This window comes from Tepidimonas sp. HKU77, assembly GCF_049728535.1.
In the GTDB taxonomy this organism is placed as follows: domain Bacteria; phylum Pseudomonadota; class Gammaproteobacteria; order Burkholderiales; family Burkholderiaceae_C; genus Tepidimonas.
The window spans coordinates 246,626-268,230 of record NZ_CP187300.1 but is presented as its reverse complement, the minus strand read 5'-3'; the positions used below and the strand labels follow the sequence as shown (position 1 = coordinate 268,230).

Annotated in this window: 22 protein-coding genes, 1 tRNA gene and 1 pseudogene; 18 read left to right on the top strand and 6 right to left on the bottom strand. The window is 67.4% G+C overall.

What is annotated here, in order from left to right:
• Window positions 1–104: 104 nt before the first annotated feature.
• Window positions 105–1,343 (bottom strand): IS256 family transposase, encoded by a 1,239-nt coding sequence (locus tag ACPP3B_RS01185; RefSeq protein ID WP_132963481.1) that lies wholly within the window; start codon window positions 1,341–1,343, stop codon window positions 105–107.
• Window positions 1,344–1,472: 129 nt separating this feature from the next.
• Between ACPP3B_RS01185 and ACPP3B_RS01180 the strand changes: the two genes are divergently transcribed.
• The 3 genes from ACPP3B_RS01180 to ACPP3B_RS01170 all read left to right on the top strand — a co-directional run bounded on the left by ACPP3B_RS01180 (window position 1,473) and on the right by ACPP3B_RS01170 (window position 3,761).
• Complete coding sequence (locus tag ACPP3B_RS01180) at window positions 1,473–1,979, top strand: phosphate-starvation-inducible PsiE family protein (protein WP_424859495.1); 507 nt, start codon at window positions 1,473–1,475, stop codon at window positions 1,977–1,979.
• 61 nt (window positions 1,980–2,040) lie between these two features.
• Entirely contained in the window at window positions 2,041–2,622 is a 582-nt protein-coding gene (locus ACPP3B_RS01175) for a TMEM165/GDT1 family protein (RefSeq protein WP_424859494.1), read from the top strand.
• A 113-nt stretch (window positions 2,623–2,735) separates the two neighbouring features.
• Complete coding sequence (locus ACPP3B_RS01170) at window positions 2,736–3,761, top strand: MBL fold metallo-hydrolase (protein ID WP_424859493.1); 1,026 nt, start codon at window positions 2,736–2,738, stop codon at window positions 3,759–3,761.
• Here ACPP3B_RS01170 and ACPP3B_RS01165 read toward each other — a convergent pair.
• The gene (locus tag ACPP3B_RS01165) at window positions 3,753–4,877 is read right to left on the bottom strand and encodes a substrate-binding domain-containing protein (protein ID WP_424859492.1); all 1,125 of its coding nucleotides are present in this window, start codon (window positions 4,875–4,877) and stop codon (window positions 3,753–3,755) included. The genes ACPP3B_RS01170 and ACPP3B_RS01165 overlap by 9 nt on opposite strands.
• Window positions 4,878–5,005: 128 nt before the next feature.
• Here ACPP3B_RS01165 and ACPP3B_RS01160 point away from each other — a divergent pair, with 128 nt between their 5' ends.
• The 3 genes from ACPP3B_RS01160 to ACPP3B_RS01150 are packed head-to-tail and all read left to right on the top strand — an operon-like array spanning window position 5,006 to window position 7,259.
• Window positions 5,006–5,734 (top strand): ABC transporter permease, encoded by a 729-nt coding sequence (locus tag ACPP3B_RS01160; protein ID WP_143969082.1) that lies wholly within the window; start codon window positions 5,006–5,008, stop codon window positions 5,732–5,734.
• On the top strand, window positions 5,731–6,462 hold the full coding sequence (locus ACPP3B_RS01155) for an ATP-binding cassette domain-containing protein (RefSeq protein ID WP_143969083.1): 732 nt from the start codon (window positions 5,731–5,733) through the stop codon (window positions 6,460–6,462). The genes ACPP3B_RS01160 and ACPP3B_RS01155 overlap by 4 nt, the downstream gene beginning before the upstream one ends.
• Window positions 6,459–7,259, top strand: a complete 801-nt coding sequence (locus tag ACPP3B_RS01150) for a substrate-binding domain-containing protein (protein WP_068607593.1) — start codon at window positions 6,459–6,461, stop codon at window positions 7,257–7,259. The genes ACPP3B_RS01155 and ACPP3B_RS01150 overlap by 4 nt, the downstream gene beginning before the upstream one ends.
• Before the next feature lie 24 nt (window positions 7,260–7,283).
• On the opposite strand, the gene ACPP3B_RS01145 is transcribed toward ACPP3B_RS01150, so the two are convergent.
• Complete coding sequence (locus tag ACPP3B_RS01145; RefSeq protein WP_424859491.1) at window positions 7,284–8,420, bottom strand: helix-turn-helix domain-containing protein; 1,137 nt, start codon at window positions 8,418–8,420, stop codon at window positions 7,284–7,286.
• Between the two features lie 228 nt (window positions 8,421–8,648).
• On the opposite strand from ACPP3B_RS01145, the gene ACPP3B_RS01140 reads away from it, so the two are divergent.
• The 6 genes and pseudogenes from ACPP3B_RS01140 (at window position 8,649) to ACPP3B_RS01115 (ending at window position 14,395) form a co-directional block, all read left to right on the top strand.
• Window positions 8,649–9,122 (top strand): 4Fe-4S dicluster domain-containing protein, encoded by a 474-nt coding sequence (locus ACPP3B_RS01140; protein WP_424859487.1) that lies wholly within the window; start codon window positions 8,649–8,651, stop codon window positions 9,120–9,122.
• A gap of 21 nt (window positions 9,123–9,143) precedes the next feature.
• Window positions 9,144–10,991 (top strand): aldehyde ferredoxin oxidoreductase family protein, encoded by a 1,848-nt coding sequence (locus ACPP3B_RS01135; protein ID WP_424859486.1) that lies wholly within the window; start codon window positions 9,144–9,146, stop codon window positions 10,989–10,991.
• A 78-nt stretch (window positions 10,992–11,069) separates the two neighbouring features.
• Window positions 11,070–12,347, top strand: a complete 1,278-nt coding sequence (locus tag ACPP3B_RS01130) for an NAD(P)/FAD-dependent oxidoreductase (protein ID WP_299020406.1) — start codon at window positions 11,070–11,072, stop codon at window positions 12,345–12,347.
• Between the two features lie 208 nt (window positions 12,348–12,555).
• A pseudogene (locus tag ACPP3B_RS01125) lies at window positions 12,556–12,882 on the top strand (ABC transporter permease); the annotation flags it as partial.
• Window positions 12,879–13,598 (top strand): energy-coupling factor ABC transporter ATP-binding protein, encoded by a 720-nt coding sequence (locus ACPP3B_RS01120; protein WP_424859490.1) that lies wholly within the window; start codon window positions 12,879–12,881, stop codon window positions 13,596–13,598. The pseudogene ACPP3B_RS01125 and the gene ACPP3B_RS01120, both read left to right, overlap by 4 nt.
• A complete protein-coding gene (locus tag ACPP3B_RS01115; RefSeq protein WP_424859489.1) occupies window positions 13,595–14,395 on the top strand; it encodes a substrate-binding domain-containing protein in 801 nt (266 codons plus the stop codon). The genes ACPP3B_RS01120 and ACPP3B_RS01115 overlap by 4 nt, the downstream gene beginning before the upstream one ends.
• 23 nt (window positions 14,396–14,418) lie before the next feature.
• Here the strand turns inward: ACPP3B_RS01115 and ACPP3B_RS01110 are convergent, their stop codons facing one another.
• Window positions 14,419–15,543, bottom strand: coding sequence for a helix-turn-helix domain-containing protein (locus tag ACPP3B_RS01110; RefSeq protein WP_424859488.1), 1,125 nt, complete (start codon window positions 15,541–15,543; stop codon window positions 14,419–14,421).
• Between the two features lie 194 nt (window positions 15,544–15,737).
• On the opposite strand from ACPP3B_RS01110, the gene ACPP3B_RS01105 reads away from it, so the two are divergent.
• The 6 genes from ACPP3B_RS01105 (at window position 15,738) to ACPP3B_RS01080 (ending at window position 20,503) form a co-directional block, all read left to right on the top strand.
• Window positions 15,738–16,211, top strand: coding sequence for a 4Fe-4S dicluster domain-containing protein (locus ACPP3B_RS01105; RefSeq protein WP_424859487.1), 474 nt, complete (start codon window positions 15,738–15,740; stop codon window positions 16,209–16,211).
• A gap of 21 nt (window positions 16,212–16,232) precedes the next feature.
• Window positions 16,233–18,080 carry an aldehyde ferredoxin oxidoreductase family protein gene (locus ACPP3B_RS01100; RefSeq protein WP_424859486.1) on the top strand — a complete coding sequence of 616 codons (1,848 nt, stop codon included), beginning with the start codon at window positions 16,233–16,235 and terminating at the stop codon, window positions 18,078–18,080.
• A gap of 78 nt (window positions 18,081–18,158) precedes the next feature.
• Complete coding sequence (locus ACPP3B_RS01095) at window positions 18,159–19,436, top strand: NAD(P)/FAD-dependent oxidoreductase (protein ID WP_299020406.1); 1,278 nt, start codon at window positions 18,159–18,161, stop codon at window positions 19,434–19,436.
• Window positions 19,437–19,449: 13 nt separating this feature from the next.
• Window positions 19,450–19,701 carry a sulfur carrier protein ThiS gene (gene thiS, locus ACPP3B_RS01090; RefSeq protein ID WP_299020403.1) on the top strand — a complete coding sequence of 84 codons (252 nt, stop codon included), beginning with the start codon at window positions 19,450–19,452 and terminating at the stop codon, window positions 19,699–19,701.
• Window positions 19,702–19,718: 17 nt separating this feature from the next.
• Window positions 19,719–20,018 (top strand): hypothetical protein, encoded by a 300-nt coding sequence (locus ACPP3B_RS01085; protein WP_299020400.1) that lies wholly within the window; start codon window positions 19,719–19,721, stop codon window positions 20,016–20,018.
• A gap of 38 nt (window positions 20,019–20,056) precedes the next feature.
• Window positions 20,057–20,503, top strand: coding sequence for an OsmC family protein (locus ACPP3B_RS01080; protein WP_299020398.1), 447 nt, complete (start codon window positions 20,057–20,059; stop codon window positions 20,501–20,503).
• Here the strand turns inward: ACPP3B_RS01080 and ACPP3B_RS01075 are convergent.
• Window positions 20,493–21,404 (bottom strand): recombination-associated protein RdgC, encoded by a 912-nt coding sequence (locus tag ACPP3B_RS01075; RefSeq protein ID WP_424859485.1) that lies wholly within the window; start codon window positions 21,402–21,404, stop codon window positions 20,493–20,495. The two genes, ACPP3B_RS01080 and ACPP3B_RS01075, sit on opposite strands and share 11 nt — an antisense overlap.
• A 94-nt stretch (window positions 21,405–21,498) precedes the next feature.
• A tRNA-Gly gene (locus ACPP3B_RS01070) sits at window positions 21,499–21,572 on the bottom strand.
• Between the last annotated feature and the right edge of the window lie 33 nt (window positions 21,573–21,605).

Here is a 21,605-nt window from a genome sequence, read left to right as displayed (position 1 = left end):
TTCTGAATTGATGAGATTTACCCGTTGACCATGGTACGGCTGGCGGGGGGGGGATGTCCTGTTTTTTGTGTGTGGGGCGGTTTCTGAATCTGTCCTCGTGTCGTTCAGCGTGGTGCGAGGGTGAAGCGGTCGCCGTATAGTATCGCGAACTGGTTCATCGCCGATTTCCACTCCTTGCTCGCCCGCTTCCAGTCCGCGGTGATGTTGCGCAAGGCCAGCCAGATCAGCTTGGTGGCCGCCTCGTCGCTTGGGAAGTGCCCGCGGCTCTTGATGATCTTGCGTAACCGCGAATGCACGCTCTCGATGGCGTTGGTGGTGTAGATGATCCGCCGCACTTCGGGCGGGAACGCGAAGAACGGGATCACCCGGCTCCACGCCCGCCGCCAGGCCGCGACCACGGTCGGGAAGCGCTGGCCCCACGGCCCTGCCTCGAACGCGTCCAGCGCGCGCTCGGCGGCCTCCGCGCTCGGTGCGGTGTAGATCGGCTTGATCGCCGCGGCCAGCGCCTTACGGTCCTTCCAGCTCGCATAGTCGAGGCTGTTGCGGATCAGGTGCACGATGCAGGTCTGCAGGGTCGTGGCCGGAAACACCGCCTCCAGTGCCTCCGGCAGGCCCTTCAGGCCGTCGGCCACGCCGATCAGCAGGTCCGTGACCCCGCGGGTCTTGAGATCGTTGAACACCTTCATCCAGAACTTCGCGCCTTCGGTGTTCTCGATCCAAAGCCCCAGAATGTCGCGGGTCCCGTCCGGCAGCACGCCCAAGGCCAGATACACCGCCTTGTTGCGCACCACGCCGTCCTCGCGGATCTTCACCCGCAGGGCATCGAAGAACACCACCGGGTACATCGGCTCCAGCGGCCGGGCCTGCCAGGCCCCCACCTCGGCCATCACCGCGTCGGTGACGGCGCTGATGAACTCCGCTGACACCTCGATGGCGTACATCTCGGCCAGATGGCCCTGAATCTCGCGCACCGACATGCCGCGGGCATACATCGAGATGATCCGGTCGTCAAAGCCGGCAAACCGGCGCTCATGCTTCGGGATCAGCTGCGGTTCGAAGCTGCCGGCCCGGTCGCGGGGCACCTCGATCCGCAGCGGCCCGCCGTCGGTCAGCACGGTCTTGCCGCTGCGGCCGTTGCGATGGTTCCCGCAGCCGCCCTCGGGGCTGGCCAAGTGCACGCCCAGCTCAGCCCCCAAGGCGCGCTCGATCACGGCCTTCTTCAGCTTCTGGAACACGGCCTCGACGCCGGCGGCGTCCATCGGGCCGGGGATCAGCTTCTCAAGCAGCTCGTCGGGAAGAATGGCGTCCGGCTTCGCGGCGGGGGTGGTCTTCTTGCGTGGCATGGGGGCTCCTGAACATCGTCATGGTAGGCCCCTCACACAAAAATCCTGACACCCTCCGCGGGGGCAGGTCACACCCCCGCGCGTCGGCGATAATGCGCGGCACCCATGGGTTCACTGACAGATCTGCCGATGAAGCCTCCCCATCTTCCAGAGTCCCCCGAGTCTCCCCTCGAGACCTTCCGGCGCGAGTGGGCCGTCATGAGTTTTTACGAGCGCTTCGAGCAGGTGGTGGCGCTGGCGCTGTCCGGGGTGATCGCGGTCATCGTGGTGGTGTCGCTGCTGCAGTTGGTGCAGGTGGTCTTTACGCTGCTCGTGCTCGATGCCTTCAATCCGTTGGACCACAAGGTGTTCCAGACGGTCTTTGGCATGATCATGACGCTGCTGATCGCGATGGAGTTCAAGCACTCCATCATCCGCGTGGCGCTGCGGCGTGACAGCATCATCCAGGTCAAGACGGTCGTGTTGATCGCGTTGCTGGCGCTGTCGCGTAAGTTCGTCATTCTGGATCCCGATATCGGCCCGGGCAAGATTGCCGCGCTGGCCGGCGCGACCCTCGCACTCGGCGTGGTCTATTGGTTATTGCGTGAGCGCGACGATCGTCTCCAGCGCATGAACCCTGCCAACGAGGCCCATTGATCGGGCCGCCCCGTCGTTTCTTCACTCCCCAGATTGGCCACCCCAGGGGTGGCAATCCCCCATGCTTGAAGCGTTGTTCGTATCCACGGGCGTTGTCGCCCTGGCGGAGATGGGTGACAAAACCCAGTTGTTGGCGTTTTTGTTGGCGGCACGCTTCAAGCGGCCGTGGCCTATCGTCTGGGGCATTTTGGTGGCCACGGTGGTCAACCATGCGTTGGCGGGGGCGCTGGGGGCTTGGATCGTGGCGTCCATTTCGCCGGCGGTGCTGCGTTGGGTGTTGGGCTTGTCGTTCATCGGCATGGCGGTCTGGACGCTGATCCCCGATCGGGTGGACGATGACGAGGTGTCCTTCGCGCAACGGCTCGGTGTGTTTGGTGCCACGGCGGTGGCGTTTTTCCTGGCCGAGATGGGGGACAAGACCCAGGTGGCCACCGTGGCGATGGCGGTGCACTATGTCGCCCCGTTACTGGTGGTCGTCGGCACGACGCTGGGCATGATGCTGGCCGACGTGCCTGCGGTGTTCGTCGGCGATCGGCTGGCCGATCGGATACCGATTCGCTGGGTGCATGGGGTGGCCGCCGCCATCTTCGCCAGCCTGGGGCTGTGGACATTGTTGGGCGGGGCCTCCGCCTTCGGGCGCTAACGTCCCTCTGCCGCGCGAGAGACGCGCGGCAGTGGACCGCTGCCGTCCATCCCTGTATGCTTATTGTCTCATCGTGGCGAGTCGTACCGTGGGCTCGCTGAAAAGGAGACAACATGACTTCGAATGGTTTGTCGCGTCGGCGCTGGCTGCAGCTCACCGCAGGTGCGGGCATGGTCGGCGCCGGGTTGGCCGCCGTGCCCGAGGTGCGGCTGTTTGCCCAGCAGTTGCAGGACTTTATCGAGGGGCCGCCGGTGCCCGATGTGAAGCCCGAGCGCATCGCCCCCCACGTTTGGATGATTTACGCTCAGGACGGCTTTCCCACGCCGGAAAACCGCGGGGTGATGGCCAATGTGGTGTTCGTCGTGACTTCGGTGGGGGTGGTGATGCTCGACGCCGGGTGCTCGCTGCAGCACGGCGAGATGGTCGTCCGCATGATCCGCACCGTGACCGACAAGCCCGTGGTGGCGATCTTCAACAGCCACTACCACGGCGACCACTGGCTGGGCAATCACGCCTTCGTCAAGACGTACGGCGAGGCGCTGCCAATCTACGCCTTGCCGCACACCATCGAGCAGATCAAAGGGGCCGAAGGCAGCCTGTGGCGCAGCTTGATGGAGCGCTGGACCAACCAAGCCACGATGGGCACACAGGTGGTGGCGCCCAACCGGCCGGTGCAGCACGGGCAGACGTTCACTTTTGGCGATGTCACCCTGCGCATGCACCACTACGGCAAGGCGCACACGCCGTCCGATCTGTGCGTGGAGGTGGTGCAGGATCGCTTCACCTATGTCGGCGACATTGCGATGGAAAACCGCATCGCCAACATCGACGATGGCTCCTACCCGGGGACGTTCAAGTACTACGAAGCGCTGCAACAGGCCGCCGGCGACCAAGTGTGGTGGCCGGGGCATGGGCGCGGCAGCAAGACGCTGCTGCGCGACTACGGCACTTTCCTCAAGGGCATTTGGGAGCCGTGCGTGCAGGCCGTCAAGGACGGCGTGCCGCTGGAAAAGGCCAAGGAACTCGTGCTCAAGGACCCCCGCGTGGCCGCACGGGCGCGGGGGATGGCGGGGTTCGACTCCAATATTGGCAAGTACACCAGTTTGGCGTACTTGGAAGCCGAGCGGGAGCTATTCTGACCCCACGGCCTTCCTGGGCCGGCGCTTTGGCGGCAGCCGCCACCACGGCAGCGTCGCGGTCAGAGAGAGCACGGCGCCGCAGTCCTGCGGCGCATAGCCTGGAATGCCGGCCAGTCGCGCCTGCCAGGCGGGCGTGGTCAACACGTCGCGCAGGGCGCGCAGCCCGGGTTGCTCCAGGGCAGTTTCGAGGCAGGCGAGGGCATAGCGTTCGCGCACCAAGGGGACGAAGCCCAGCCCCAGCCGCTGCGCGGCCGCCTGTGTACCGAAGCCCGCATCGGCGCTGCCGCTGGCCACCGTCTGCGCAACGGCGGCGTGCGAGGGCTCGCAGCGGTCGTAGCCCGGCAGCTCCTGCGGTTGCAGGCCCGCTTCGCGCAGCAGCTCATCCAACAGCAGCCGGGTCCCGGTGCCTTCGGGCCGATTGACGTAACGCAGCCGCCAGCGCACGACGTCCGCCAGACCGCGCAGCCGGCGGGGATTGCCTGGGGGGACGATCAGGCCCTGCCAGCGCTGCGCAAAGCCCAGCAGCTTGTGCCGCCCCGGGGCGAGCAGCGGCCGGTAGGCGCGCGCAGCGGGGCTGTCGATGCCTGGCTGCTCACGCGTGTGAAAGCCAGCGACCACGCAGCGCCCGTCGTCGAGTGCGCGCAGCGCTTCCACGCTGCCGCAAAAGCGGATGTCCAGGTGCAGGCGCGCGTGTTCGGCCGCGTGTGTCTGCAGCAGCGGCAGGGCGTCGTCGTGGCTGGCGTACAGCGGCAGCACATGGCTGTCCGGGTCGAAGGCCAGCGCGAAGGTGCGCTCCAACTCGGCCCGCAGGGCCTCGATCTGTGGCATCAGGCGGGCCTGCGCCAGCCGCTCGGTCCAGATGAGTTTTTCGGCAAACGGGGTGAGGGTGGCGGCCTGGCCCCGCTCCCAGTGCACGAGCGGTTGACCGAGCCGGTCTTCCCACGATTTGAGCTGTCCCCACGCATGTCGGTACGACCACCCCAGCGCACGCGCCGCCGCTGCGATCGAGCCGCCAGTGCGCACGGCGTACAGCAGATCCATCAAGGGGTTGCGCAGCGGGGCGGCATGGTCGCTGCCCGTGTCGTCCAGAAGGTAGTGAAGCCCAATCCTGCGCATGCCCACAGTGTGCCCGATGTGACGGGGGCACCGCCTGCGCTGCCGGTGTCCCCAGGCCTATGCACGCCGCTGCATACCGGGAAAGCCACGGGCGCTTGCCGTTTGCTCGGCCGCTACGATGCACGGTCATGGAGTCTTTTGCGCAGGGGTTGGCGGTTGCCTGGGGGTTGGTCCTGTCGGGGGACGCGACGTTGTGGCAGATCGTCGCGCGGTCGTTGGCGGTCAGTGCGACCGCTTGCGGGTTGGCGTGCGTGCTGGGGTTGTCGATCGGAACATGGCTGGCCGTGGCGCGTTTTCCGGGGCGCGCTGCCGTCGTGACGCTGGTCAATACGCTGCTGGCGGTTCCATCGGTGGTGGTCGGGCTGGTGGTGTACCTGCTGCTGTCCCGCTCGGGGCCGCTGGGCTTTCTGGGGTGGTTGTTTACGTTTCAGGCCATGGTGCTGGCGCAGACGGTGCTGGTGTTGCCGTTGGTCATCGGGCTCACGCGCCAGGTGGTGGAGGATGCGGAATCGCAGTACGGCGAGCAGTTGCGCGCGCTGGGCGCCGGGACGGTGTGGCGCGGCTGGCTGCTCGCTTGGGATGAGCGGTACGCGCTGCTGACGGTCGTGATCACGGCGTTTGCGCGCGCGGTCTCGGAGGTGGGGGCGGTGATGGTCGTGGGCGGCAATATCGATGGCTTTACCCGCGTCATGACGACGGCGATTGCGCTGGAGACCAGCAAGGGCGATCTGCCGCTGGCGCTGGGGCTGGGCATCGTCCTGCTGGGGGTGGTGCTGATCCTGAATGCCCTGGTGGCGCTGCTGCGACGCTGGCGCGAACGGGCGGATGGGCCTACACTGCTGGAGGCGCGCGCATGACGCCGCTATATGACTTTCGCGGGGTGCACGTCCGTCTGGGCCCTGCGGGGCAGGTACACGCCTTGCGCGGGATCGACCTGCGCGTGCAGCCTGGCGAGCGCGTGGCGCTGGTGGGCAGCAACGGCAGTGGCAAGAGTACGCTGTTGCGTACGCTCATGGGTCTGTTGCCGGTGGGGGGCGTATTGCACCGCGCCCCGGGGGTGCGTGCGGCCCTGGTGTTCCAGCGGCCGTACCTGATGCGCTCGAGCGCGTTGCACAACGTGGCGATTGCGCTGTGGTTGCAGGGGCAGCGCTGGGCACAGGCGCGGGTGCTGGCCCTGCAAGCGCTGGAGCGGGTGGGCCTGGCGGCCTACGCGGGGCGCAACGGGCGGACCTTGTCGGGGGGGCAGCAGCAGCGGTTGGCCCTGGCCCGGGCCTGGGCGCAGCACCCCAATGTCTGGCTGCTCGATGAGCCGACCGCCAGCCTCGATCCGCAGGCCCGGCTCGAGGTCGAGGCCTTGATCCGCACTTTCGCCGCTCCTGGCGCCTCACCAGCGCAGGAGGGGGGAGGGACTCTGATTTTCAGCAGTCACCAACTGGGGCAGGTGCGGCGCCTGGCCAGCCGCGTCGTCTATCTGGAAGCAGGGCGCATTCTGGCCGATCTTCCTGTGGATGATTTTTTCGACCCCGATGTCCTGGCGCGGCATTCGCCTCAGGCTCGTGCTTTTGTCCTTGGAGAAACCCCATGAAGTTGCTATCCTGGTTACTGACGGCTGTCGGCTGTCTCGTGGCGTGGACGGTTCACGCGCAGCCCCTCGTCGTGGCTTCCACCACCTCGACGGAGCAGTCGGGTCTTTTCGGCCACCTATTGCCACGGTTTCGACAGGCGACAGGGATCGAGGTCAAGGTGGTGGCGCTGGGGACCGGGCAAGCGATCGACATGGCGCGCCGCGGCGATGCCGATGTGTTGTTCGTGCACGATCAGGCGGCCGAGGAGCGCTTCGTTGCGGAAGGCTGGGGGGTGCAGCGGCTGGAGGTCATGTACAACGATTTCGTGCTGGTGGGGCCCAAGACGGATCCCGCCGGTGTTCGGGGGCGCGACATCGTGGAGGCGCTGCGTAAGGTGGCGGCAGCCGGCGCGCCGTTCGTCTCACGCGGCGACAGGAGCGGAACCCACGCCGCCGAATTGCGGTTTTGGGCGCAGGCGGGGCGACCCGAGCCTGGATGGAGCGGCTATCGGCCATGCGGCTGCGGCATGGGGGCCGCGCTCAACATGGCCGCCGCCACCGCTGCCTATGTGTTGACGGATCGCGGCACTTGGCTGAACTTCAAAAACCGCGCCGATTTGGCCGTGCTGGTCGAGGGGGACCCGCGCCTGTTCAATCCCTACGGGGTGATTCGAGTGAACCCCGAACGACACCCACACGTCAAGACGGCAGCGGCACAAGCGTTTGTGGATTGGATCACCGGGCCTATGGGGCAAGCAGCGATTGCCAGTTATCGGATCGGGGGGGAGGCGGCCTTCTTCCCGAGCGCGCGGCGCTGATCGGCGCGGCAGGTGTTGCCGGCCTCAGCGCTGGGCCAGCTTGCGATAGACCGTGGCCCGGCTGATCCCCAGTTGCCGCGCCGCTTCGGCCACATTGCCGCCAGCTTGCGCCACGGCGTGGCGGATGAGGGCCGCCTCCCGGCTTTTGAGAGGTAAGCTGGGGCCGTGTTGGGTGTCGTCGCCCCCCGACTGCGCCAACACCAGCAGCCGCAGCCCCAGCCAACTGGGTACTTCGAGCGGCCCGCGCCCCCGTCGCGCGGCGCTGAACAGGTCGCCATACGGCACGGCAAACACCTCGTCGGCGTGGGGCCAGCCGCCCGCGCTCGCCCCGATGTTCGCCCGCAGGTCCAGCATCTCGGTGGCCGTGCGGTTGGCGCCCACGATGCGCCCGTCGGCGTCGAGGATCAGGAGGCCATCGTCGTCATCGCCCGGCAGATGCCCGGGCCACGTCAGTCGCAGGCTCAGGGCATGGGGGCGCAACAGCACCAGGGCGTTTTCGATGCGGCGCGCCGTCACGCTGACCAAGTGCTTGAGGGCGCGGCGCTCCGGCGCCATGACACCGGTTAGATCGAGCATGCCGATGCATGCGCCGTCGGGGTCGAACAGCGGTGCCCCGGCGCAGCTGTAGACCGCGGTGTCGTCGAAGAAATGTTCCCCCCGGTGCAGCCAAACCGGCATCCGCTCGGTCAGCGCGGCGCCGATGGCCGAGGTGCCGATGGCCCCTTCCGACAGATCTACGCCGATGCGTGCGATTGCATGGATATGCCGGTTGCCGGGATCGACCGGGCCGTGCACGTCGATGACGATTCCGTTCGGATCGGTCAGCAGCGCAAAGTAGCCGGTGTCGGACATTGCCCGACCCAGCGTGCGGTCGATGATGGGGGTGGCTGCCTGCCTCAGGGTCTGGCTGGCTTCCAAGGTCCGCCGCATGACGGCGGCGCTGACACTGTCGAACACCACCCGCTCGCCTGGGCGTTGCCCGCGTGCCAGGCAGCGGCGCCACGAGGACGCGATCCACGGCTCGAGGCCCGGCACATCCCCGTCGAGCTGCGGGTCGTCGAGCATCCGGCGCCGGGCTTGGTCGATGGCGACGGTGCGGGCGTGCGGGGGGATCGGCCGCGGGCTGACCGATTCGCCGGGGCGGGTGGGGGCAAGGGCCAAGGTCGTCTCCTGATCGTTTTGGGGCTCCGCCGGGGCAATTGGACGGCAAATGCCGATTCGGCGCGACGCCCGTCGTACACGTTCACTGTCGCATTTTGAGAAATTCCGCACGCCTCCCCGGCCGACTAGGGTTATCCCCAAGGATGGCAGGGGATTCTCCTACAACAATACCAAAGCGGTGAACTTCACAAGGGCGTCCTTGCGGCCCCGCTACCCAGGAGACCAAGCATGCAAAAAGTGCTGCACATCGACCCGGGCAAGTGCACGGGCTGCCTCCAGTGCGAGATGGCCTGCTCGTTCGAGAACTACGGCGTCTATGCCACCTCGAAGTCCCGCATCAAGGTATTCGACTTCCACCACACGGGGCGCAAGGTGCCTTACACGTGCACCCAGTGTGACGAAGCGTGGTGTCTGCACGCCTGCCCCGTGGAGGCCATCACGGTGGACAAGGTCACGGGCGCCAAGGTGGTCAACGAGACCACCTGCGTCGGCTGCAAGGTGTGCACCATCGCGTGCCCGTTTGGCACCATCAACTACGTCGAGGCCACGGGCAAGGTACAGAAATGCGACCTCTGCGGTGGGCAGCCTGCGTGCGCCGAGGCCTGCCCGACGGGGGCCATCACCTTCATCGATGCCAACTGGACCGGCATCGAGCGCATGAAGCAGTGGGCCGACAAGCTCGGCAACCAAGTCACCGCCTGATTTCCTCGCAGGAGCACGAACATGTCTTGGGCCGGAAAAATCCTTCGCGTCAACCTCACCGCAGGTACTTGCACGCCAGAGCCGCTGAACATGACCTGGGCGCGCCAGTATTTGGGCTCGCGCGGGCTGGGCAGCAAATACCTGGTGGAGGAGGTCGACCCCAAGGTCGACCCCTTGTCACCCGACAACAAAATCATTTGGGCCACCGGGCCGCTGACGGGCACCATGGCCTCCACCGGTGGGCGCTACACCGTCATCACCAAAGGGCCGCTGACCGGGGCGATTGCCTGCTCCAACTCCGGTGGCTACTGGGGGGCGGAGCTCAAGATGGCGGGCTGGGACATGATCATCTTCGAGGGCCGCTCGCCCAAGCCCGTGTACCTGTACGTCAACGACGACGTGGCCGAGCTGCGCGACGCCTCGCACCTGTGGGGTAAGTCCGTGTGGCAGACCGAGGAAATTCTCAAGACCAGCCTGCAAGATCCGCTGCTGCGCATCTCCAGCATCGGCCGTGCCGGCGAAAACCAAGTCCTCTTTGCCTGCGTGGTCAACGACCTGCACCGTGCGGCCGGCCGCTCCGGCGTGGGCGCGGTAGCCGGCAGCAAAAACCTCAAGGCCATCGCGGTGCGCGGCACCAAGGGGGTGGGCGGCATCCGCGATCCGCAGGCCTTCATGGCCGCCACGCGCGCCGCCAAAAAGGTGCTGGCCGACAATGCCGTCACGGGCCAGGGCCTGCCCAAATACGGCACCCAGGTGCTCATGAACGTCATCAACGAAATCGGCGCGCTGCCCACGCGCAACCACCGCGACGTGCAGTTCGAAGGCGCCAAGGACATCTCGGCCGAAGCGATGCTCACGCCCCGGCCCAGCGATGGCAAAACCCACCTGGTGACCAACCAGGCCTGCTTTGGCTGCACCATCGCCTGCGGGCGCATCAGCAAAATCGACGAGACGCACTTCAGCGTGCAAAACAAGCCGCAGTACTGGGGTGCGAGCGGCGGTCTGGAGTACGAAGCCGCCTGGGCGCTGGGCGCGGCCAACGGCGTCAACGACCTCGAGGCGCTGCAGTACGCCAACCTTATCTGCAACGAGCAGGGCATGGACCCGATCAGCTTCGGCGCCACCGTCGGTGCGGTCATGGAGCTCTATGAACTGGGCGTGCTGACCAAGGAGCAAATCGGTATCGAAGCGCCCTTTGGCTCGGCGCGCGCGCTGTGCGAGCTGGCCGATATGACCGCCAACGGCGTGGGCTTCGGCAAAGAAATCGCACTCGGCTCCAAGCGCCTGTGCGAGAAGTACGGCCACCCCGAGCTGTCCATGAGTGTGAAGGGGCAGGAGTTCCCCGCTTACGACAGCCGCGGCATCCAGGGCATGGGGCTGGCTTATGCCACGAGCAACCGTGGCGCGTGCCACCTGCGCGGCTATACGGTGGCGTCGGAAGTGTTGGGCATCCCCATCAAGACCGACCCGCTGACCACCGAGGGCAAGCCCGAGCTGGTCAAAGCCTTTCAGGACGCCACCGCCGCCTTCGACTCCGCGGGCATTTGCATCTTCACCAGCTTTGCCTGGACGCTGGCCGACGTGGCTCCACAAGTGGCGGCGGCCTGCGGCGAGGAGTTCACGGTGCAGGAGCTCGAGCGCATCGGTGAGCGCATCTGGAACATGGAGCGCGCCTTCAACAACGCCGCGGGCTTTACCGCCCGCGATGACACACTGCCGCCGCGGCTGCTGACCGAGCCCGCCAAGACCGGCCCAGCCAAGGGGCTGACCAACAAGCTGCCGGAGATGCTGCCCAAGTACTACGAGGTGCGCGGCTGGGATGCCGAGGGTCGGCCCAAGCCGGAAACCCTGGCGCGGTTGGGCCTGTGATCGGGCGCACCGTCTCGAGCACATCCGCACGTGCGAGCGGCCTGCCTGGCCGCTTACCGCTTGGTGGAGAGCATTGACATGACGCATCACGTCATTCTGGGTGCGGGTCCTGCCGGCGTCATCGCCGCGGAGACCATCCGCAAACATGCGCCGGCAGACCGTATCACCCTGGTGGGCGACGAGCCGGAGCCGCCATACTCGCGCATGGCCATTCCCTACCTGCTCATTGGGCAGATCGACGAAGCGGGAACCCATCTGCGCAAGGCGCCCGACCACTACGAGCGGCTGGGCATCGAGCGCGTGTTCGCCCGGGCGAAGTCGGTCGATGCGCAAGCGCGCACGGTCACGCTCGACGACGGGTGGGCGTTGCCGTTCGATCGGTTGCTGATCGCCACCGGATCGCGCCCCGTGCGTCCGTCGATTCGCGGCATCGACCTGCCCGGCGTGCACCACTGCTGGACGCTCGCCGATGCGCGCGCCATCATGGCGCGCGCGCAGCCCGGGGCGCGCGTGCTGCAGCTGGGGGCGGGCTTCATTGGCTGCATCATCATGGAGGCGCTGCAACAGCGCGGCGTGACGCTGACCATCGTCGAGATGGGCGACCGCATGGTGCCGCGCATGATGGGGCCTGCTGCCGGCGGCATGATCCGCCAGTGGTGCGAGGCCAAAGGCGTGGCGGTGCATACCAGCACGCGGCTGGAGGCCATCGAGCGCGCCGAGCCACTGCGCGTGCGTCTGTCCAACGGGCAACATATCGACGCCGACTTGGTCATCATCGCCGCCGGGGTCAAGCCCGCCATCGAATTTCTCCAAGACAGCGGCATCCGTTGCTTACAGGGGGTGCTGACCGACGAACAGATGCAGACCAACGTCTCCGGCATCTATGCCGCGGGCGACTGTGCCGAGGCCTTCGACAAGATATCGGGCACCACCATCGTGAGCGCCATCCAGCCCAACGCGGCCGAGCAGGCGCGCGTGGCCGCGCTCAACATGGTGGGGCAGCACGCCGAGTTGCGCGGTGTGACCCAGATCAACGTGCTCGACACGCTGGGGCTGATTTCGGCCAGCTTTGGCAACTGGCAGGGGGTGCCGGGGGGCGAGCGCGTGGAGCGCGTCGATGCGCAGCACCACAAGGTGTTGAGCCTGTGCTTCGACGGTGACGTGATGGTGGGCTGCAACAGCGTGGGCTGGACGCAGCACATCGGCGCCTTGCGTGGCTTGGTCGAGGGGCGTGTGCGGCTGGGCGAATGGAAAGACAAGTTGATGCACGACCCCACGCAGTTCATGGCCGCCTATTTGGCGGCTGCGCAGGCGCAGGCGCACTGGAGCGCGGCGGCCGATGCCCGGCGGCGTTGAGGTTGGCGACCCGATGCGCATCACCCTCAAACTGTTTGCCACGCTGGGCGACTACTTGCCCGCCGGGGCACGCTTCAACCAGGTCGAGCTCGACGTGCCCGAGGGCAGCACGGTGCAAGCCCTGATCGAGCGCTACCAGCTGCCGCCGCGCCTGGTGCACCTGGTCTTGGTCAACGGCGTGTTCGTGCCACCGGCCGACCGTGCACAGCGCGCCTTGGGCGCCGGGGTCGGCACGCGTGCCGTGTGGCTGGCGTGGGACGAGCGCGTCGCCTTGTTGATGGTGGTGATCGCTGCCTTTGCCCGCGCCGTGGCCGAGGTGGGCGCGGTCATGATCGTGGGGGGCAACGTCGAGGGCTTCACCCGTGTCATGACCACGGCGATCGCGCTGGAGACCAGCAAAGGTGACCTGCCCCTGGCCCTGGGGCTCGGACTCGTGCTGCTGGCGGTCGTGCTGGGCCTGAACGCGGTGGTCTCGCTGCTGCGCCGCTGGCGCGAGCGGGTGGACGGCGCCGCCCTGGCGGAGATACCCGCATGACGCCGCTGTTTGAGTTGCGGGGGGTGCATGCCCGGCTGGGTCCAAGCGGACAGGTGCATGCGCTGCGCGGGATCGACCTGCGCGTGCAGGCCGGCGAACGTGTGGCGCTGGTGGGCACCAACGGCAGCGGCAAAAGCACGCTGTTGCGCGCCTTGATGGGGTTGCTGCCGGTCGACGGCGAGCTGCGCCGCGCGCCGGATCAGCGGGCGGCGCTGGTGTTTCAGCGCCCCTACCTGATGCGCCTGAGCGCGCTGCGCAACGTCGCTCTCGGTCTGTGGCTGCAGGGGCACTCCTGGGCGCAGGCCCGCACCCGCGCCCGTGAGGCCCTGGCCCGGGTGGGGCTGGACGCCCTGGCCGACCGCAATGCGCGCGCCCTGTCCGGTGGGCAGCAGCAGCGGCTGGCGCTGGCCCGCGCGTGGGCGCAGCAGCCGTCCATCTGGCTGCTGGACGAGCCGACCGCGAGCCTCGATCCGCAGGCGAGGCACGAGGTCGAGGCCCTGATCCACGACTTCACCGCCGGTGACGCCGTTCCGCCGAAAACGCTGATCTTCAGCAGCCACCACCTGGGGCAGGTGCGTCGCCTGGCCACCCGCGTGGTTTATCTGGAGGGTGGCCACGTCCTGGCGGACCTGCCCGCGCACACCTTTTTCAATCGGGACCTGCTGGCGGCGTGTTCGCCGCAGGCCCATGCGTTCGTCGAAGGAGAAACCCCATGAAAGCCAAGTCCTGGTTCCTGGCCGCGGCCATCTCGCTCACGGCCTGGGTTGCCCATGCGCAAAGCATCGTCGTGGCCTCGACCACGTCGACCGAGCAGTCCGGCCTGTTCGGCCACATCCTGCCGCAGTTCAAGCAGGCCACGGGCATCGACGTGAAGGTCGTGGCACTGGGCACCGGCCAGGCCATCGACATGGCGCGCCGGGGTGATGCCGATGTGCTGTTCGTGCACGACAAGGCGGCGGAGGAGAAGTTCGTGGCCGACGGCTTCGGTGTCCAGCGGCTGGACGTGATGTACAACGACTTCGTGCTCGTCGGGCCCAAGGCGGATCCGGCCGGCGTCAAGGGCAACGACATCGTGGGGGCCTTGCGCAAGGTGGCGGCCAGCAACGCGCCGTTCGTGTCGCGCGGGGACAAGAGTGGCACGCACGCCGCCGAGCTGCGCTTCTGGGCCCAGACCGGCAACGAAGCCGCCAAGGGCAGCGGCTACCGGGAATGCGGCTGCGGCATGGGCCCTGCGCTCAACATGGCCGCAGGCACGGGCGCCTATGTGCTGACCGACCGCGGCACCTGGCTCAATTTCAGGAACCGGGCCGATCTGGCGGTTCTGGTCGAGGGGGATCAACGCCTGTTCAACCAGTACGGCGTGATGCTGGTCAGTGCAGCCAAGCACCCGCACGTCAAGACGGCCGAGGGGCAACGGTTCATCGACTGGGTGACCGGGCCGGCCGGGCAGGCGGCGATCGCCGGCTACAGGATCGGCGGCGAGCAGTTGTTCTTCCCCAACGCCAAGCGCTGATCCGCGCGCGGCGGCCGAAGGTTTCAGCGCTGCCCCAGTTTGCGGTAGACGGTGGCGCGGCTGATGCCCAGCCGCCGCGCGGCCTCGGCGACGTTGCCGCCGGCCTGCGCCACCGCATGGCGGATCAGCGCCGCCTCGCGGCTCTTGAGCGGCAGCGCCGCGCCGTGGATGGCGTCGTCGCGCCCCGATTGCGCGAGGGCGAGCACGCGCAGCCCCGACCAGGTCGGCACTTCGATCGGGCCGCGTCCCCGCCGCGCCGCGCCGAACAGGTCGCCGCACGGCACGGCGAATACCTCGTCCGCATGCGGCCAGCCGCTGGCGCAGGATCGCAGGTCCAGCATGTCGATCGCGGTTCGGTTGGCACCCACGATCCGGCCATCGGTGTCCAGCGCCAGCAGGCCGTCATCGTCATCGCCGGGCAGGTGGCCCGGCCACGTGAGGCGAACGCCCAGCGCGTGCGGCCGCAGCCGAACCAGAGCGTTCTCGATGCGGCGGGCGGTCACGCTCGCCAGGTGCTTGAGGGCCCGCCGCTCCGGGGCCATCACCCCGGTCAGGTCCAGCATGCCGATGCAGGCACCGTCGGGGTCGAACAGCGGGGCCCCAGCGCAGCTGTAGACCGCGGTGTCGTCGAAGAAGTGCTCTCCGCGGTGCAGCCAGACGGGCGTCCGCTCGGCCAGTGCGGCGCCGATCGCCGACGTGCCGATCGCCGCCTCCGACAGGTCCACGCCGACCCGTGCGATTGCATGCACGTGCCGATTGCCGGCATCCACCGGGCCGTGCACGTCGATCACGATCCCCTGGGCATCGGTGAGCAGCGCGAAGTAACCGGTGTCCGACATCGCCCGCCCGAGGGTGTGGTCGATGATCGGACTGGCGGCACGCCGCAGCGCGTGGCTGGCGTCCAGGGCCCGGCGCACCGCCGCCGTGCTGACGCTGTCGAACACCACGCGCTCCCGGGGGCGCTGTCCGCGCGCCAGGCAGCGGCGCCACGACGAGGCGATCCAGGGCTCGATGCCCCAGACGTCTCCCTGGAGGTCGGGGTCGTCCAGCAGCCGGCGGCGCGCGTCCTCGATGGCGAGCGCCCGCGCAGGTCGTTCGGCAGGCGAATGGCTCCAGGGGGGCTGATGGCCGGTCGGGGGGATGCTCAATGCCGTCTCCTCGTGTCGATGGCGTGCGCGCTGGCGGCACGGGCGCGATCGACTGTCGCATTTTGAGAATTTCCGCGCACGCCCGCCGTGCGCTAGGGTTATCCCCAGGATTCGTGGGAGATTCTCATCCAACAATACCCATGCAGACAAGTTCATAAGGGCGTCCCCGACACGCCCCTACCAGGAGACGAAGCATGCAGAAGGTGCTGCACATCGACCCGGGCAAGTGCACGGGCTGCCTCCAGTGCGAGATGGCCTGCTCGTTCGAGAACTACGGCGTCTATGCCACCTCGAAGTCCCGCATCAAGGTATTCGACTTCCACCACACGGGGCGCAAGGTGCCTTACACGTGCACCCAGTGCGACGAGGCGTGGTGCCTGCACGCCTGCCCCGTGGAGGCCATCACGGTGGACAAGGTCACGGGCGCCAAGGTGGTCAACGAGACCACCTGCGTCGGCTGCAAGGTGTGCACCATCGCGTGCCCGTTTGGCACCATCAACTACGTCGAGGCCACGGGCAAGGTACAGAAATGCGACCTCTGCGGTGGGCAGCCTGCGTGCGCCGAGGCCTGCCCGACGGGGGCCATCACCTTCATCGATGCCAACTGGACCGGCATCGAGCGCATGAAGCAGTGGGCCGACAAGCTCGGCAACCAAGTCACCGCCTGATTTCCTCGCAGGAGCACGAACATGTCTTGGGCCGGAAAAATCCTTCGCGTCAACCTCACCGCAGGTACTTGCACGCCAGAGCCGCTGAACATGACCTGGGCGCGCCAGTATTTGGGCTCGCGCGGGCTGGGCAGCAAATACCTGGTGGAGGAGGTCGACCCCAAGGTCGACCCCTTGTCACCCGACAACAAAATCATTTGGGCCACCGGGCCGCTGACGGGCACCATGGCCTCCACCGGTGGGCGCTACACCGTCATCACCAAAGGGCCGCTGACCGGGGCGATTGCCTGCTCCAACTCCGGTGGCTACTGGGGGGCGGAGCTCAAGATGGCGGGCTGGGACATGATCATCTTCGAGGGCCGCTCGCCCAAGCCCGTGTACCTGTACGTCAACGACGACGTGGCCGAGCTGCGCGACGCCTCGCACCTGTGGGGTAAGTCCGTGTGGCAGACCGAGGAAATTCTCAAGACCAGCCTGCAAGATCCGCTGCTGCGCATCTCCAGCATCGGCCGTGCCGGCGAAAACCAAGTCCTCTTTGCCTGCGTGGTCAACGACCTGCACCGTGCGGCCGGCCGCTCCGGCGTGGGCGCGGTAGCCGGCAGCAAAAACCTCAAGGCCATCGCGGTGCGCGGCACCAAGGGGGTGGGCGGCATCCGCGATCCGCAGGCCTTCATGGCCGCCACGCGCGCCGCCAAAAAGGTGCTGGCCGACAATGCCGTCACGGGCCAGGGCCTGCCCAAATACGGCACCCAGGTGCTCATGAACGTCATCAACGAAATCGGCGCGCTGCCCACGCGCAACCACCGCGACGTGCAGTTCGAAGGCGCCAAGGACATCTCGGCCGAAGCGATGCTCACGCCCCGGCCCAGCGATGGCAAAACCCACCTGGTGACCAACCAGGCCTGCTTTGGCTGCACCATCGCCTGCGGGCGCATCAGCAAAATCGACGAGACGCACTTCAGCGTGCAAAACAAGCCGCAGTACTGGGGTGCGAGCGGCGGTCTGGAGTACGAAGCCGCCTGGGCGCTGGGCGCGGCCAACGGCGTCAACGACCTCGAGGCGCTGCAGTACGCCAACCTTATCTGCAACGAGCAGGGCATGGACCCGATCAGCTTCGGCGCCACCGTCGGTGCGGTCATGGAGCTCTATGAACTGGGCGTGCTGACCAAGGAGCAAATCGGTATCGAAGCGCCCTTTGGCTCGGCGCGCGCGCTGTGCGAGCTGGCCGATATGACCGCCAACGGCGTGGGCTTCGGCAAAGAAATCGCACTCGGCTCCAAGCGCCTGTGCGAGAAGTACGGCCACCCCGAGCTGTCCATGAGTGTGAAGGGGCAGGAGTTCCCCGCTTACGACAGCCGCGGCATCCAGGGCATGGGGCTGGCTTATGCCACGAGCAACCGTGGCGCGTGCCACCTGCGCGGCTATACGGTGGCGTCGGAAGTGTTGGGCATCCCCATCAAGACCGACCCGCTGACCACCGAGGGCAAGCCCGAGCTGGTCAAAGCCTTTCAGGACGCCACCGCCGCCTTCGACTCCGCGGGCATTTGCATCTTCACCAGCTTTGCCTGGACGCTGGCCGACGTGGCTCCACAAGTGGCGGCGGCCTGCGGCGAGGAGTTCACGGTGCAGGAGCTCGAGCGCATCGGTGAGCGCATCTGGAACATGGAGCGCGCCTTCAACAACGCCGCGGGCTTTACCGCCCGCGATGACACACTGCCGCCGCGGCTGCTGACCGAGCCCGCCAAGACCGGCCCAGCCAAGGGGCTGACCAACAAGCTGCCGGAGATGCTGCCCAAGTACTACGAGGTGCGCGGCTGGGATGCCGAGGGTCGGCCCAAGCCGGAAACCCTGGCGCGGTTGGGCCTGTGATCGGGCGCACCGTCTCGAGCACATCCGCACGTGCGAGCGGCCTGCCTGGCCGCTTACCGCTTGGTGGAGAGCATTGACATGACGCATCACGTCATTCTGGGTGCGGGTCCTGCCGGCGTCATCGCCGCGGAGACCATCCGCAAACATGCGCCGGCAGACCGTATCACCCTGGTGGGCGACGAGCCGGAGCCGCCATACTCGCGCATGGCCATTCCCTACCTGCTCATTGGGCAGATCGACGAAGCGGGAACCCATCTGCGCAAGGCGCCCGACCACTACGAGCGGCTGGGCATCGAGCGCGTGTTCGCCCGGGCGAAGTCGGTCGATGCGCAAGCGCGCACGGTCACGCTCGACGACGGGTGGGCGTTGCCGTTCGATCGGTTGCTGATCGCCACCGGATCGCGCCCCGTGCGTCCGTCGATTCGCGGCATCGACCTGCCCGGCGTGCACCACTGCTGGACGCTCGCCGATGCGCGCGCCATCATGGCGCGCGCGCAGCCCGGGGCGCGCGTGCTGCAGCTGGGGGCGGGCTTCATTGGCTGCATCATCATGGAGGCGCTGCAACAGCGCGGCGTGACGCTGACCATCGTCGAGATGGGCGACCGCATGGTGCCGCGCATGATGGGGCCTGCTGCCGGCGGCATGATCCGCCAGTGGTGCGAGGCCAAAGGCGTGGCGGTGCATACCAGCACGCGGCTGGAGGCCATCGAGCGCGCCGAGCCACTGCGCGTGCGTCTGTCCAACGGGCAACATATCGACGCCGACTTGGTCATCATCGCCGCCGGGGTCAAGCCCGCCATCGAATTTCTCCAAGACAGCGGCATCCGTTGCTTACAGGGGGTGCTGACCGACGAACAGATGCAGACCAACGTCTCCGGCATCTATGCCGCGGGCGACTGTGCCGAGGCCTTCGACAAGATATCGGGCACCACCATCGTGAGCGCCATCCAGCCCAACGCGGCCGAGCAGGCGCGCGTGGCCGCGCTCAACATGGTGGGGCAGCACGCCGAGTTGCGCGGTGTGACCCAGATCAACGTGCTCGACACGCTGGGGCTGATTTCGGCCAGCTTTGGCAACTGGCAGGGGGTGCCGGGGGGCGAGCGCGTGGAGCGCGTCGATGCGCAGCACCACAAGGTGTTGAGCCTGTGCTTCGACGGTGACGTGATGGTGGGCTGCAACAGCGTGGGCTGGACGCAGCACATCGGCGCCTTGCGTGGCTTGGTCGAGGGGCGTGTGCGGCTGGGCGAATGGAAAGACAAGTTGATGCACGACCCCACGCAGTTCATGGCCGCCTATTTGGCGGCTGCGCAGGCGCAGGCGCACTGGAGCGCGGCGGCCGATGCCCGGCGGCGTTGAGGTTGGCGACCCGATGCGCATCACCCTCAAACTGTTTGCCACGCTGGGCGACTACTTGCCCGCCGGGGCACGCTTCAACCAGGTCGAGCTCGACGTGCCCGAGGGCAGCACGGTGCAAGCCCTGATCGAGCGCTACCAACTGCCACCGCGCCTGGTGCACCTGGTCTTGGTCAACGGCGTGTTCGTGCCACCGGCCGACCGTGCACAGCGCGCCTTGGCCGCCGGTGACGTGGTGGCCGTGTGGCCACCGATTGCCGGGGGATGACCTGGTAGGCCAGTCCGGTGAATACGGCCAGTGACGAGACCTTCGAACGCGAGATGGGCTGCACGGTGCACGAGTGGCTGCGCTGGCTGCCCGTGGCCGTGGGGCCGCACCGGTGGACCCAGACCAACGACGGCGCTCAGGTGGAGATTGGCGCCGGCCGCTTGACGCTGACGTGGCAGCCCCTGCCACCGAGGGCCATCGCACAGCTGCGCTTGCCTCGCCTGTGGGTACGATTTCGGTTTGAGAGTGTGGTGGGCCGCGAGCGCGAAGCATTCATGCGCCACTTCGATCTCATCATGCGTCGCGGAGGCGGATGAGGTCGCCCGCAACGCGGCGTTTCCGGCATACTGTCACCATGGAAACTTCCGCTCCTGTCACCGTCGTTCGACGCGACGGCTACCAATTCGACATCGACTTCGGGCTGGGTACTCCCGGCTGGATCAGCGACGAGCCCCCGCCGTTAGGGCAGTCCGCTGGCCCGTCGCCCAAGCACCTGCTGCTGGCCGCTGTGGCCAACTGCCTGTGTGCCAGCCTTACCTTTGCGCTGTCCAAATTCAAGCAAGAGCCTGGGCGCCTGAGTGCCACCGCGCACGCCACCGTGGGCCGCAACGCCGCCAACCGGCTGCGCATCCAGCACATCCAGGTGGATCTGCGTCTGGAGCGCCCCGGTGCGGCCTACGAGCACCTGGACCGCATCCTCGGGCAATTCGAGGAATTCTGTACCGTCTCGATGAGCGTGCGCGAGGGCATCCCGATCGACGTGCGTGTCATCGACGCCGACGGGCAGGTGCTCAAGGGGTGATTTCCTGCGGCTGCGTGCCACCGAGCGCCGCGATCAGGTCGCCAAGCAGCGTCGACAATTCGCCCGTGGTGATCGCCGCGTCGCCGTCGAAGCCATCGGTCTCTGCGGCGTCGTTGTCTTCGAACACGCCGTCCTGAAACGCGATGCGGCGCAGTTGCCAGGTCTCGGTCAGCACGAAGCTGACGCGACCGTCCCAATCGAGCGCGAGGCGGGTGGGGCGTTTGCCCTGCGCCAGGTGGCGTTGCATCTCGTCACCGTCGAGCACGTGGCGGCTGTAGCGCACCACGGCCGGGCTGTCGCCGTCCGCTTTGAGTTCGACTTCGCGGCCCGGGGCGAAGTGCGCCGGCCAATCGTCGGCAGGCGACGCGAGCCAGCCCGCCATGGCGGTGGCGGGCGCTTGCGCGGTCTGCAGCGGCTCCACGCGCAGTCCGTCCAGTGCCTTGACCAGCGCCGTCACCACCGCATCCACGCGTTTGGTGCTCGTGGTGTCGAGCGCCACTCGGCCTGCCGCGACATCCATCCAAACCAGCACATCCACCGTCTGTGCAAACGCCATCGGCAGCAGCGCCTGCACGATTTGCTCTTTGAGCTCGCGCTGCTCGCGCCGGCCCGGCTGACGCCCCTCGGTGGCCTCGATCTGCGCGCAGCGCCCCTGCAGCTCGCGCTTGACGACGGCAGCCGGCACGCGCTTGCTCTCGATGCGAAAGCGCATCAAGCGGTGCCCGGCCACCGATTCGACCAGCGGCGCATGCGGTTGCCCGCGCGGCGGCACCCAGCCCTGGCTGTGCATTTCGTTGGGACCACAGGGGTGGAAGGGCTGGGTGGCCAGCGCCTGCTCCATCGCCTCCAGTGGCGCGACAAAACCGCCGCCCAGCCGAAATACCGTCAGATTTTTGAACACGTCGGGGCAGGAGGAAAAGAGGGCCGGAGAGGGGGCGGCCAGATCAGCCAACCGCCGGCGAGCGGGGTAGCAGCGGCCGAAAGAAAAGGGGGTGTGGAGCGGGCGATGGGAATCGAACCCACGTCTTGAGCTTGGGAAGCTCAGGTCCTACCATTGAACGACGCCCGCGTCACCCTCTATTGTAGGGCATAGGCGCGGCCC